Origin of the sequence: Micromonospora carbonacea (assembly GCF_014205165.1) — a bacterium.
Taxonomy (GTDB): Bacteria; Actinomycetota; Actinomycetes; order Mycobacteriales; family Micromonosporaceae; genus Micromonospora; species Micromonospora carbonacea.
On the sequence record NZ_JACHMZ010000001.1, the window covers coordinates 7,045,057 to 7,057,894 of the forward strand.

Sequence of the window (12,838 nt, forward strand, 5' to 3'; positions counted from 1 at the left end):
CCGGGTCCCCCGGTGCCCCGCGCTGGTGCCGTGCTGCCCCGCCGGCACCTACCGATGCGTCCCGCCTGGCTCTGCCGGGTCTGCGCCGCCCAGTGGCCCTGCCCGCCCGCGCGGCTCGACCTGCCCACCGAGTTCCACGGCCACAGCGTCGCGCTCGCGTTCTACCTGGCCGCCGCGATGCGGGATGCCATGGACGACATGTACCGGCTCGGCGGCCGACCCGACAGGGCCGCGATGCACGCCCGCTTCCTCGGCTGGCTCTCCCCGACGCGCCCCCACCGAACCGAGCGCCACTGACCGCCCGGAGCGATGAGGCCAGGGCCCGGGTCGATATACCCGACATACGGGGCGGCGCAGGCCGAAGGTCGTGCTCGATCCTGGAAAGAGTGGCCTCCGCCGGGGAACGAGACCACTGTTTCCCTGATCGAGCGTGATCTTGTCCCGGTCGAGCCCGGCGCGGAGCGACTTGTCCCGGTCGAGCCCGGCGCGGAGCGACTTGTCCCGGTCGAGCCCGGCGCGGAGCAGGGGCTCAGGCGTCGGCGTCGGCCTCGGCGAGGAGGGCGGCCAGCGTGGCGGCGCGCAGCAGCGCGGCCCGCCGCTGCCGGTCCACCTCGCCGCCGAGGAACGGCGTCGAGTTCATCAGGCCGAACGCGGCGTGCGCCAGCACCCGCGCCTCGCCGTCGGGCAGGCCCGGGTGCAGCGCGGTCAGCACCGTCACCCACTGCTCCACGTAGAGCCGCTGGAGCCGGCGGATGCGGCGGCGCGGCTCGTCCGGCAGCCGGTCCAGCTCGTGCAGGTGCAGGGCGATCACGGCCGGATTGGCCAGCGCGAACTCGACGTGGAAGTCGATCAGCGACTCCAGCACCCCGCGCGGGTCGTCGGAGCGGCCGGTGACCCGTTCCCGCCCGCCGTCGAGCAGCCCCTCGCTGACCGGGATCAGCGCGGCGGCCAGCATCGCCTCCTTGCCGGCGAAGTGGTGGTAGAGGGCCGGGCCGGTGACGCCCGCCGCCGCGCCGATGTCGTCCATCGACACGCCGTGGTAGCCCCGCGCGGCGAAGAGCCCGACCGCGATCTCCAGGATCTCGTCCCGCCGCGACCGTCTCCTGCCAGTGCCCGCCACGCCGCTCGCCGCTCCCCGTGCCCGCTGTTCCACCGTCACCCGGCAAGCGTAGACCCGCCCGGGTGCCTAGGTTACCCGCCGGTCGGCCCCGTCAGTCGTCGTCGCCCAGGCCGTGCTCCGCCCGGACCGCCTCCGCCTCATCCGGGCGGCCCAGCTCGTCGAGCACCCGGGCGAGCAGCCACGCCGCCTGGGACGCCGGCCGGGAGCCCGGGGGCAGGCCGCCGAGCACCTCCCGCAGGCGCGGCTCCGCCTCGCCCGGCCGGCCCGCGCGCATCAGCAGCTCGCCACCGAGCAGCTCCACCCGGGCCGCCTCGCCGAACGCCTCGATCGACCGCAGCCGGGCCGGCACCCCGACCAGCCGGTCCAGCCCGTCGTCCGGCCGGTCGTCGGCGGCCAGCACCCGGGCACCGACCTCCGCCGCGAGCGCCGCCTCGTACGTCACCACCGGCGGCACCTCCGGCCGACCGGTCAGCGCGGCGGCGAGCCCGTCCACCACCCCGACGGCACGCACCGCCGCCGGCACGTCCCCGGACCAGTTCAGGGCGTCCGCCTCCCGGCGGCGGGCGCGCAGCTCGTCGACCGGCGCGCCGGCCAGCCGGTAGGCGGTGGCCGCCTCGGCGAACCGCTGCGCGGCCAGCGCGTCCCGGTCGGCGTCGTAGAGCAGGCCCCCGGCCTCCTCCAGCACCTGCGCCCGGTGCGGCAGGTTGTCGGGGCCGTCGAGGTTGCGGGCGAGCTGGTCCAGCAGGGCCAACGCTGGCTCCAGCTCACCGAGGTCGACGTAGATCCCGGCCAGCAGGTGCCGGCAGCGGTCCGCCTCGGCCTGCGCCCCGAGCCGGTCCAGCCCGAGCACCGCCTCCTCCGCCACCTCGGCCGCCTCCGCCGGCCGCCCCGCCGCCCGGTAGGCGTTCGCCAGCTCCCAGCGCAGGAAGGCGTCCCCGTCGGCGCCCTGCTCCACGCAGAGGGTCACCGCCTCGGCGAAGTCCTCCACCGCCTCGGCCGCCCGGTCCGCGCCCAGCAGGGCCCGCGCCCGGAACACCCGCACCGGCAGCCGGGCCTGCGCCGGGGCCGTCTCCAGCGCCTCGTCGCAGGCGGCCACCCGCTCGGCCGGGTCGTCCGTCGCCCGCGCGTACGCCAGGGTGGCGGCGGTGACCAGCTCACCCACGCCCACCTCGCGGGCGAGCCGGCGGGCCAGCTCGGCCGCCGCCCGGAACTCCGCCGGCCGCTCCAGTTCCTCCAGCACGTGCGCGCGGTGCAGCGCCACCCGGGCGGCCAGCCACGGGTCGACGTCGGCCTCGGCGGCGGCCCGGTCGGCGGCGGCCAGCGCCTCCTCCCAGCGGTGGAGGTGCGCCAGGGCGAGGGCGAGCCGGTCGTGCGCGGCGGCCCGCTCCCGGGCGTCGCCGTGCCCGGCGAGGAAGTCGGCGGCGTCCCGCGCCAGCGCCAGCCCCTCCTCGCCGTCGCCGGTGAGGCAGAGCAGCGCGCCGAGCCGGCCGGCGACCACCTGCTCCCGCACCGGGTCCGGCAGTTCCCGGTACGCGGCCAGCGCCGCCCGGTTCGCCTCCTGCGCCGCCTGCGGGCCGTCGGCGTCGGTCAGCTCGCCGGCCCGCAGCTCCAGCCGCCGCGCCGCCGTCCGGGGCGGCTGCCCGGTCGCCCCGAACCGCTCGTCGTAGGCGGCCAGCGCGGCGGCGAAGCCCGCCCGGTCGTGCGTACGCCAGCGCTCGTCGGCCAGGTCGAGCAGCTCGTCGGCGGTGGCCCCGGCCGGCACGGTGGCCGCCGGGGCCGGCGTCGCCGGCGGCTCGGGCCGGCGGCTCGGGCGGCGGCGGAGGCTGGCCGACAGCGGCAGGTGCTCGCCGTCGGGGGCGGCGGCCAGCCGCCGGGCGATCCACTCCGACTGGTGGGTCGTGCCGTTGCGGGCGTCGAACCGCGCGGCCAGCGCGGTCGCCGTGTCGGTCAGCTCGGCGGCGAGAGCGGCGGCGGACACCTCGCCCGCCGGCCGGTCGCCGGCCGCCCGCCGGTGCAGGGTGACGTCGCCGGCTGCGGCGGCGCGGCGCAACGCGGCGGCGGCGGCGGCCGCGAAGTGCATCGCGGCGGCCGGGGTGGGTGCGCGGTCCAGCCAGTCGAGGTGCCGCTCGACGATCTCCACGGCCCGCGCCTCGTTGCCGGTCAGCGTGCAGAACTCGACGTGGTCGCCGATGTCCCACAGGTCCGACAGGTTGCCCCGCAGCCGCCGGTACGCCTCCCGGTGCGCGTCCCGCGCCGCGTCGCCCCGCCCCGAGCGGAGGTAGGGCAGCAGCAGCGCGGTGAGGATCGCCTGCGGCTGCTCCGTGCAGGTCAGCCGGCCGGCGAGGACCGGCTCTGCCACCGCCGCCGCCTCGTCGTGCCGGCCCGCGTGGGCCAGGTGGGCGACCTGGGTGGTGGGATCGCAGCCGGCGCAGTCGGACAGCTCGTCGCGCGGGGCGGTCAGCCACTCCTGGTACCACCGCTCGGCGGCCTCGGCGTCGCCCACGTGGTCGGCGACCAGGTAGCGGTGCTTGTGCACGGCCTGGAGGCTGTGCCCCGCGTTGGCGTACCGGCGCTGCATGTCGTCGAGCACCGCGTAGGTGCGGTCCAACGGCAGCTCGGGGAACTTCAGCATGGCGTTGACCATGTACTTGAAGTGCCAGAGGAGCTGGTGGGCGTAGCGCTCGTGGTAGGGCTGCGGGTCCCGGTCGAACTCGGCCAGGCACCAGGAGAAGGTGACGAAGGACTTCGCCGGCTCGCCGCCGTAGACGTACGCGGTGGTGGCGTGCATCCGCACGGCGAACGCCAGGTGCCGGTCGTCGCCGGTGTCGGCGCGGCGCAGCAGCTGCTCCAGGGCGGCCGTGCGCCCGGCGCCGTACGGCATGTCGCCGCTGTCGTGCAGCATCCGCCACAGCTCGTCGTCACTCATCGGTGCCACTCACTCCCGTCCCGGTACGGCCCGGCCGAGCAGGCCGAGGAAGGAACTGTTCAGCAGCGCGGCGTCGGCCGCGCGGATCGGGTGGTGCCCGAGCAGCAGGGCCTGCCCGTACAGCGCCTCGACGGCGAGCCCGACCAGCTCCGGGTCGTCGAGGGTGGTGACCCGGCGGACCAGCGGGTTGCGGTGGTTGAGCACGAGCTGCGGGCGGTCCGGCGGGGCGGAAGCGGCGAGCGCGTCGAGCACCCCGCCCCACAGCTCGTCGGCGGCGTCCCGCGTCGCGGCGAGCTGGTCGTTGAACGCCGCCGACCGGCTGACCAGGTAGAGCGCGGGCAGCGACACCGGGTCGTACGCCCGCACCACCACCTCGCAACCGAGCCGCTCCAGGGCCCGCTGCGCCGCGGCGAGGAACGGCCGCAGCGCCAACTCGACGGCCGGGTCGACGGCGTCGAAGCGGGTGGTCAGGTCGCTCGGCTCCAGCCGCTCGATGAGCACCGACCGGTCCACCGTCGGCAGCCGCTCGATCAGCTCCGTGTCGTAGGTGTAGCCCGCGTTGACCACCGCCAGGTCCTGCGCGGCGGCGACGGCGGCGAGCTGGCGGAACTCGTCCAGGCTGGCCGCGTACCGGAGCACGCCGTGGCGCTGCCGGAACTCGGCCAGGGTGAGGGTGCCGACGTTGGTCTCCATCGGCCACCACCGGTCGACCAGGCGGAGCATCTCGTCGTCGTGCACGGCGAGCGCCTTCACGCCGAGGTGGTGCACCTGGAGGAACTCGCCGAGCCGGCGCGGGTCGTGCCGGGCCAGCCGGACCAGCCAGCCGCGCACCTGCTCGCCGAGGGCCTCCCGGGTGGCGGTGAGCAGGGCGTCCTCGTAGAGCGCCTCGCGGCTGGCGGTGGGCCGGAGCTCGCCGGCGTCGATCACGCAGTGGGCGAAGAACGCCCAGTCGGGCAGCAGCCCGTCGGCGTGCTCGGTGAGCAGCATCCGCTTGAGGTAGACCCGGTGGCCGGCGCGGGCCGCCGGGTTCACCGGGGTCGGCAGGATGAACGCGACGCCGGTCAGGCCAGCCTCGGGCACCGACAGCGGCACCACGTCGAACGGGTCGACGCCGAGGAGCTGCCGGGCGTAGCGGGTCAGGGCCGGCCGGTCGACGCCCGTGCCCGGTGCGGTCGGCCAGGGCGGCCCGCCGGTGGTGGTGACCGTGTCGCCGACCCGCACGGTGACCGGCAGCAGCGACCCGTAGAGCCGGGCCAGCTCGGTGACGGTCGCGGTGGCGAACCACTGATCGGCGTCGCGGCGCGGGACCAGCGTCACCGTCGTCCCGATCTCCGGGCGCTGCTGGGCCGCCGGGGCGACCTCGACGGCGTACCGGCCGTCGGCGTAGCCCGTCCAGAGCACCGTCGGCTCGTCGGCGTGCCGGGTGACCACCCGGATCTCGTCGGCCACCAGGAAGCAGGAGAGCAGCCCGATGCCGAACTGGCCGAGGAACTCGTGCCGGGAGAAGCCCAGCTCGTCGCGCTTGGAGCTGCGGCCGATGGTGGCCAGCAGCTCGTGCACCTGCGCCTCGGTGAGGCCGATGCCGGTGTCGTGCACCCGCAGCGTCCCGTCGCCGGTCAGCTCGGGCGGGAAGATCCGCACCAGCGCCGGGGCGTCGGGCTCGCCCGCCCGGCGCGCGGTGATCGCGTCGACGGCGTTCTGCATCAGCTCACGGACGTAGACCCGTGGGCTGCCGTACAGGTGATGACTGAGCAGGTCGACCACACCCCGGAGGTCGACCTGGAAGGTGCGGTCCAACGCTGCTGCTCCCCGGTCCGATGCCGGCGCCCACCGTACCGGTGATCACCGACGCCCGGCTGCCCCCATTCGCCCGGAACTTGACCCTCGACCGGTGACCCGTACCGCTCCCCTTCGCCGTGGACGCCCCGACCTTCGCCCTCTCCACCCTCCTGCTCCTCTGCCTGCCGGGTTCGCCGCCCACCCCCAAGCGGCGATCTTGCACTTCCGGCCGGGCGGTTCGGCACGCTGCCCGTGCTGCGCCTGGTGCTGGCCGGGCTGGTGACCGCGCCCGTCGGGGCGACGTTGGCCGGGCTCGCCGGGCACACGTACGGGATGCCGCCCGTCGCCTGGGGGGGCCGCCTCGGTGTTCTCGGTGGCCGCCGCCGTCGGCTGGCGGACCCTGCGGGGAGTCGACCCCGGCTCCCCCCGCTGATCGGGGGACACCCGGCCGGGCGGCCCCTAGCCTGAAGCCCAGAGGGGGCGGAGCCGAATCCGGGGAAACGGCCGGGCCGTGGCCCTCGGGAACGGCCGGACGGGGGGCACCGTGGTCGACGGCGGCACGAACGAACGCCCGCTGGTGCTGGCGGGGATCCTGCTCGGCGGGGCGGGCGTCTTCGACGTGCTGGCCGGCGTCGGCGACCTCGTCGGCGACCCGTACGTCTCCATCGAGGGCGGCGCGATGTACCACTACGACGTCACCGGCTGGGCCTGGGCGAGCCTCGCCGCCGGGGTGCTGCTGGTGGTGGCGGGGGCGCTCGTCCCGCTGGGCCGGCGCTGGTCCGCCCGGCTCGCGCTGTTCGCCGTCGCCGCAGCCGTCGCGACGCACCTGCTGATCCTGACCTACCACCCGCTCCGGGTGCTGATCGTCCTCGGGCTGGCCCTGGCCGCCGCCCGCCTGGTGCTGCGGCAGCGGCGCTCGCCGACGCGCGCCTGACCACCGCACCGGCTCACCGGGCCGGTCGGGCCCGAGCACCGGCGCTACCCGGGTTCCCGGGTCGGCTGGCAGACCTTGCCGGTCAGCGCCGGGTCCGGCTGCTCGCTCTCCTCCCACACCGGGTTGGCCGAGATCGCCAGCGGGGGCGCCTGCCAGGCGGCCCCGAGCCGCTGGAACAGGGAATACTCCCGCCGGGTCCGCTGGACCGGCTCGCCACGGAGGAAGTTGACCAGCCGGTCCTGGACGAGGGACCGGTTGAGCAGGCCGCCGTGCACGCCCGGCGTCTGGAAGACCGGGATGCCGGCGTAGTCGCCCGGCGGCGCCTCGGCGGCCGTCGTGTACGGCAGGAAGGCGACGATCCGCACACCGGGCACCGGGCACATGAGCTGGTTGCGGTAGAACGGCGCGTCGTCGAGCAGCGACCGGATGAACGGCTCGTCCGGCCCGTTGCCGGGCGCGCCGGCCAGCCGCCCCAGCCCGAACATGGCCCGCAGCGTCCAGCCGGTGACCACGCCCCACCCGTGCTCCCGCCCCCGCGGCGGGTAGTAGGCCCGGCCGGCGTTGATCAGCGGACTGAACATGACAAGCGCGTCCACCGCCGGATGGGGCCGCCGGGCGAGGTAGGTGCGGGCCACGACCGCCCCCTCGCTCTCCCCGACCAGGGCCACCTTCCGGCCGGTACGCCGGTGCAGCCGCTCCACCTGCGCGGCGAGCAGCCCGACACTGTCCGCCACCGAGATGGTGGTGTCCTGCGGCCGGTAGGGCAGGGGACGGCCGTCGGGGCCCAGCCCCCGATAGGAGAACCGTTCCACCCTCGGGTCGCGGGGCTGCTCGCCCCCGTACGCCGAGCCGTAGCCGGCCAGCACCACCACCGCCTCGGTGACCCCCGCCGGCAGCGGCCGGGTGAGCAGCACGTCCTCGGTGCGCAACTGGTTGCCGGGCACCGTGCTGACCAGCGACGGGATCAGCAGCGGCACGACGAGCGCCAGCAGCGCCGCGATCGGGGCCACCGGCACCCGGGCCCACCGCAGCCGGGGCGCGAGCACCGCCGCCCGTACCGTCCGGTTCCACAGCACGCCGTTGAGCACGCCCGCCGCCGCTGCCACCGGCACCGTCCACCAGCCGGGCACGCTCCACGCCACCGCCCCGGCCATCGTGAGCACCACGAAGTTCAGCAGCGTCCACCCCACCAGGGACAGCGAGGGCAACCCCCGCCACCACGGCCCGACGGCGGCGGCCCGTTGCAGGAACGGCGCGAGCAGGAACATCGGCAGCAGGGACGCGAGCAGCACCCAGGACAGCGCCACCACCGACGCGGCCACCGAGATCACCGCCCACGGCACGACGAGGACCGTGACCGCCACGGAGATGCCGACGTTGCGCTTCAAAAGCTGGCGTACGGGCGGCCGGGGCACCACCTCGACCGGCCAGGCCAGCACGACGAGGACGGTGGTCAGCGCGCCCCGGGTGAGCGCCACGTAGACCAGCCAGAGGACGAACTCCGGCCACCACTGGTGGTAGACGAACAGCCACCGCAGGTCGTGGTACGTGTCGTACGGCCAGACGGCACTCACCTGGGGCGCGATCCCCTCGGCCGCCACGAAGCCCATGGCGACCAGGACGGTGGCCTCGACCGCCGGGAACACGGCGGTCAGCACGAGCAGCGCGACGAGCCTGCGATCCAGGGTCAACCCGGCCTCCTCGCCACCGTCGCGGATCCTGCTCCTCTCGCAGGTTCCACCGGTGGCGGGCCCGGTGTCGGCGCATCCGGCACATTGCCCACCGGAGGACCCGACCGGGCCGTCGCCGTCCCCGTCCCGGGCCGCTGGTCGTGCCCGGGACAGGGACGGCGGGTCGCGCCCCGGCGGCAGGTCAGCCGGCCAGGCCGCCCGGCTGGTCGCCCTTCACGACGGGGGCCCGCACCAGGTTGCCCCACTCGGTCCACGAGCCGTCGTAGTTGCGCACCTGCGGGTAGCCGAGCAGGTGGTGCAGCACGAACCAGGTGTGGCTGGACCGCTCGCCGATCCGGCAGTACGCCACCACGTCGTCGGACGGGCTCAGCCCGAGCTGGTCGGCGTAGATGGCCCGCAGCTCGTCGGCCGACTTGAAGGTGCCGTCGTCGTTCGCCGCCGACTTCCACGGCTTGCTCACCGCGCCCGGGATGTGCCCGCCGCGCAGCGCGCCCTCCTGCGGATAGTCCGGCATGTGCAGCATCTCGCCCGTGTACTCGCCCGGCGAGCGCACGTCCACCAGCGGCCGGCCGGCGGCGACGTGCGCCATCACCTGCTCCCGGTACGCCCGGATCGGCGCGTCGTTGCGCTCCGGCACCGGGTACGCGGCGCGCGGCCGGGTGACCTTCTCCCGGGTCAGCTCCCGCCCCTCGGCGACCCACTTCTGCCGGCCGCCGTCGAGCAGCCGCACGTCGGCGTGGCCGAAGAGGGAGAAGACCCAGAGCGCGTACGCCGCCCACCAGTTGAAGTTGTCGCCGTAGAAGACGACCGTGTCGTCGCGGCCGATGCCCTTGGCGGCGCACAGCTCGGCGAAGCTGGCCGCGTCCAGGTAGTCCCGGGTCACCTGGTCGTTGAGCTCGGTGTGCCAGTCGACCTTCACGGCGCCCGGGATGTGCCCGGTGTCGTAGAGCAGCACGTCCTCGTCGGACTCGACCACGACGAGGCCCTCGTCGCCGAGGTGCTCGGCGAGCCAGTCGGTGGTGACGAGCCGCTGCGGGTCGGCGTACGACTGGAGGCGGGGGTTCGGATCACTCGGCACAGGCATGACCCCAACCTACGCCGGTTCCCCCACCCCAGGGTGACGGTCGCGGTCAGGCGCGGCGGTGCACGAGGCGGCCGGCGACCACCGTGGCGAGGCAGCTCCCGTCGTCGGCGAAGACGGCCAGGTCGGCCCGGCCGCCGGCGGCCAGCTCGGGCGGGCGGGCGGACGCGAGCAGCGCGACCCCGTTGCGGGCGGCGGCGGCCCGCACCCCGGGGTCGGTCACCTGATCGGCGAGCGCCGCGGCGGCCCCGAGCCGGAACAGGGCGTGCACCCGTTCGCGCGGGGTCGGTGCGGGCGGCAGCGGCCCGTCGTGCACCAGCGCCGGCCCGAGCACGCCGGCCCACCGCCGCACCCGCGCCCCCGGGTACGCGGCCGTCAGCTCGCCGGCCGACGCCACCGCCTCGATCCGGTCCCCCGTCACCAGCACCGCACCCTCGACGACCGGCCGGTCGTCGAGGGTGCGCCGCAGCAGCGGCGCGGCGTGGATGGTCCGCACGTCAGTCGGCGACCGGGCCGAGCACGGGCCGCTTCGCGGTGACGGTGTCGCCGGACGAGCGGCCGGTGAGCCGGCGCTTGACCCACGGGGCGAGATGCTGGCCCGCCCAGCGCAGGTCGGCGGCGCGGGCGGCCAGCCACGGCGTCGGCGCGGGGTGCGGCGGGACCAGCAGCCAGTCCTCGTCGCAGCCGACGCCGAGGGCGCTCAGCACCTGCGCGGCGACCCGCCGGTGCCCCGCCGCCGACAGGTGCAGCCGGTCGGCGCTCCACAACATCGGGTTTCCGAAGGCGTCGTCGGCGTAGAGGTCGACCATGATCGCGCCGTGCCGCTCGGCGGTCTCCCCGACGGCCCGGTTGAGCACGTTCACCCGGGGCGCGACGAGCCGCTGCCCGGGCAGCCGGGCCATCAGGTCGGCGAACCGGAACAGCACCACGTCCGCGCCCCCGGAACGGAGCTGTTGGACCACGTCGTCGAAGCGGGCGATCAGCGCGTCGGGGTCGAAGGTGCGGCGCAGCACGTCGTTGCCGCCGGCCGCGAAGCTGATCAGGTCGGGCTTCATCGCCAGCGCCGCCGGCACCTGCTCGGCCACCACGTTGGGGAAGAGCCGGCCCCGGATCGCCAGGTTCGCGTACCGGAAGTCGGGGCCGGCCTCGGCGGCGAGCCGGGTGGCCACCAGGTCCGCCCAGCCCCGGTAGGTGCCGTCCGGGTACGCGTCGTCCATGCCCTCGGTGAAGCTGTCCCCCACCGCCACGAAACTGCGCCAGCCCACCGAACCCTCCGCCTCGCCAGCAAGGAAGGGCCCCCTGTTAACGCATCCGGTTGTGCTGGGGCCCCTGCTCAACGTCAGACAGTCTGGCACCGGCCACCCGCGCACATCGTCCCGGCACCGGGAACGTGAGGGAGTTCATCGACGGCGGCGCGGCCTCGGCGGCCCGGCCCGCCGCAAACCGCGTCGCCCGACCGGTCACCGCGGCCGTACGCTGCGCTGATGTTGTTGCGCATGTCGACCCTGCTGCTCCGGACCCTGCGCGAGGACCCGGCGGACGCGGAGGTGCCGAGCCACCGGCTCCTGCTGCGCGCCGGCTACGTCCGTCGCGCCGCCCCGGGCGGCTACACCTGGCTGCCGCTGGGCAAGCTGGTGCTGGACCGGGTCACCGAGATCGTCCGCGGCGAGATGACCGCCATCGGCGACCAGGAGGTGCACTTCCCGGCGCTGCTGCCGGCCGAGCCCTACCGCACCAGCGGCCGGTGGACCGAGTACGGCGACGACATCTTCACCCTCGCCGACCGCCGCGGCGCGGAGCACCTGCTCGCCCCGACCCACGAGGAGCTGGCCGCGCTGCTGGTGAAGGACCTGTTCACGTCCTACCGGGACTTCCCGGTGACGCTGTTCCAGGTGCAGACGAAGTTCCGCGACGAGGCCCGCCCCCGCGCCGGGCTGCTGCGCGGACGCGAGTTCCTGATGAAGGACGCGTACTCGTTCGACCTGGACGACGCCGGGCTCCAGGCCGCCTACGGCCGGCACCGGGCGGCGTACCGGCGGATCTTCGACCGGCTCGGGCTGGAGTACACGGTGGTCCACGCGACGTCCGGAGCGATGGGCGGCTCGGCGTCGGAGGAGTTCCTGGCCGCCACGGACGTCGGCGAGGACACCTTCGTCGGCTGCACCGCCTGCGACCACGCGGCCAACACCGAGGCGGTCGTCACCCGGCCCCCGGCGGCCGGCGACCCCGACGCGCACCCGGCGTCGGCCGTGCACGACACCCCGCAGACGCCGACCATCGCCGCGCTCGTGGACCTGGCGAACACCCGCCGGCTCGCCGGCCGCGCCGACTGGACGGCCGCCGACACCCTGAAGAACGTCGTGCTGACCGTACGCCGGCCGGGCGCGGCCGAGACCGAGCTGCTGGTGGTGGGCCTGCCCGGGGACCGCGAGGTGGACCTGAAGCGGGTCGGGGCGGCGCTCGCCCCGGCCACCGTGGCGGTCTTCGACGACTGGGCCGCCCGCCCGGAGCTGGTACGCGGGTACATCGGGCCGCAGCGGCTGGCCGGGCTCGGCGTCCGCTATCTCGTCGATCCCCGGGTGGCCCCCGGGACGGCCTGGCTGACCGGGGCCAACGAGCCGGGCCGGCACGCCACCGACGTGGTCTGCGGCCGGGACTTCACCCCGGACGGGACCGTCGAGGCGGCCGAGGTGCGCGCGGGCGACCCCTGCCCCGCCTGCGACTCCGGCACCGTGACCATGCGGCGCGGGATCGAGATCGGGCACATCTTCCAGCTCGGCCGGCGCTACACGGACGCGTTCGCCGTCGACGTGCTCGGCCCGGCCGGCAAGCCGGTCCGCCCCACCATGGGCTGCTACGGCATCGGGGTGTCCCGGGCGGTCGCCGCGATCGCCGAGCAGCACCACGACGACCGGGGCCTGGTGTGGCCGGCGGCGGTCGCCCCGTGCGACGTACACCTGGTGGCGGCGGGGAAGGGGCCGCAGTTCGACGCGGCGCTGGAGCTGGGCGGACGCCTCGCCGCCGCCGGCCTGCGGGTGCTGGTCGACGACCGCACGCACGTCTCCGCCGGGGTGAAGTTCACCGACGCCGAGCTGATCGGCGTCCCGCGCGCCGTCGTGGTCGGCCGCCGCCTCGCCGACGGGTACGTCGAGCTGCGTGACCGGGCCACCGGCGAGCGGACCGAGCTGCCGCTGGCGGGGCTGGTCGACCGGCTGCGCGACGAGGCGCTACGCGCCCGGGGCGAACTGGTGTAGCGGGCGGCGCACTGGGTACCGGTTACCGATCGGCACAGGTGTGTATTCGGAGG

At 75.8% G+C, this 12,838-nt stretch carries 10 protein-coding genes; 3 read left to right on the forward strand and 7 right to left on the reverse strand.

The window, feature by feature from the left end; translation table 11 throughout:
- Window positions 1–12 precede the first annotated feature (12 nt).
- On the forward strand, window positions 13–297 hold the full coding sequence (locus HDA31_RS29665; protein WP_246384245.1) for a hypothetical protein: 285 nt from the start codon (window positions 13–15) through the stop codon (window positions 295–297).
- Window positions 298–529: 232 nt separating this feature from the next.
- Here the strand turns inward: HDA31_RS29665 and HDA31_RS29670 are convergent, their stop codons facing one another.
- Genes HDA31_RS29670 through HDA31_RS29680 form a run of 3 tightly spaced genes read right to left on the reverse strand, consistent with a single transcriptional unit; the run spans window position 530 to window position 5,843 of the window.
- Complete coding sequence (locus HDA31_RS29670; protein ID WP_178062741.1) at window positions 530–1,159, reverse strand: TetR/AcrR family transcriptional regulator; 630 nt, start codon at window positions 1,157–1,159, stop codon at window positions 530–532.
- A 52-nt stretch (window positions 1,160–1,211) separates the two neighbouring features.
- Window positions 1,212–4,046: a hypothetical protein gene (locus HDA31_RS29675; protein WP_178062740.1), complete on the reverse strand. Its 2,835-nt coding sequence runs from the start codon at window positions 4,044–4,046 to the stop codon at window positions 1,212–1,214.
- A 9-nt stretch (window positions 4,047–4,055) separates the two neighbouring features.
- Window positions 4,056–5,843, reverse strand: coding sequence for an HSP90 family protein (locus tag HDA31_RS29680; protein WP_178062739.1), 1,788 nt, complete (start codon window positions 5,841–5,843; stop codon window positions 4,056–4,058).
- A 493-nt stretch (window positions 5,844–6,336) separates the two neighbouring features.
- Here HDA31_RS29680 and HDA31_RS29685 point away from each other — a divergent pair, with 493 nt between their 5' ends.
- On the forward strand, window positions 6,337–6,759 hold the full coding sequence (locus tag HDA31_RS29685) for a DUF7144 family membrane protein (RefSeq protein WP_178062738.1): 423 nt from the start codon (window positions 6,337–6,339) through the stop codon (window positions 6,757–6,759).
- 44 nt (window positions 6,760–6,803) lie between these two features.
- Here the strand turns inward: HDA31_RS29685 and HDA31_RS29690 are convergent, their stop codons facing one another.
- The 4 genes from HDA31_RS29690 to HDA31_RS29705 all read right to left on the reverse strand — a co-directional run bounded on the left by HDA31_RS29690 (window position 6,804) and on the right by HDA31_RS29705 (window position 10,796).
- On the reverse strand, window positions 6,804–8,369 hold the full coding sequence (locus tag HDA31_RS29690; RefSeq protein WP_376701475.1) for an alpha/beta hydrolase: 1,566 nt from the start codon (window positions 8,367–8,369) through the stop codon (window positions 6,804–6,806).
- A gap of 262 nt (window positions 8,370–8,631) precedes the next feature.
- Entirely contained in the window at window positions 8,632–9,534 is a 903-nt protein-coding gene (locus HDA31_RS29695) for a sulfurtransferase (protein ID WP_178062737.1), read from the reverse strand.
- A 46-nt stretch (window positions 9,535–9,580) separates the two neighbouring features.
- Window positions 9,581–10,027: an imidazolonepropionase-like domain-containing protein gene (locus tag HDA31_RS29700; RefSeq protein ID WP_178062736.1), complete on the reverse strand. Its 447-nt coding sequence runs from the start codon at window positions 10,025–10,027 to the stop codon at window positions 9,581–9,583.
- Between the two features lies 1 nt (window position 10,028).
- The gene (locus HDA31_RS29705; RefSeq protein ID WP_178062735.1) at window positions 10,029–10,796 is read right to left on the reverse strand and encodes an SGNH/GDSL hydrolase family protein; all 768 of its coding nucleotides are present in this window, start codon (window positions 10,794–10,796) and stop codon (window positions 10,029–10,031) included.
- Window positions 10,797–11,015: 219 nt separating this feature from the next.
- Between HDA31_RS29705 and HDA31_RS29710 the strand changes: the two genes are divergently transcribed.
- On the forward strand, window positions 11,016–12,785 hold the full coding sequence (locus HDA31_RS29710; protein ID WP_178062734.1) for a proline--tRNA ligase: 1,770 nt from the start codon (window positions 11,016–11,018) through the stop codon (window positions 12,783–12,785).
- Window positions 12,786–12,838: the final 53 nt, after the last annotated feature.

Excerpts from the sequence above, each read along its gene's own strand:
- HDA31_RS29675 (WP_178062740.1), bottom strand. The coding sequence starts at position 4,046 with ATGAGTGACGACGAGCTGTGGCGGATGCTGCACGACAGCGGCGACATG.
- HDA31_RS29690 (WP_376701475.1), bottom strand. The coding sequence starts at position 8,369 with ATGGGCTTCGTGGCGGCCGAGGGGATCGCGCCCCAGGTGAGTGCCGTC.
- HDA31_RS29695 (WP_178062737.1), bottom strand. The coding sequence starts at position 9,534 with ATGCCTGTGCCGAGTGATCCGAACCCCCGCCTCCAGTCGTACGCCGAC.
- HDA31_RS29710 (WP_178062734.1), top strand. The coding sequence starts at position 11,016 with ATGTTGTTGCGCATGTCGACCCTGCTGCTCCGGACCCTGCGCGAGGAC.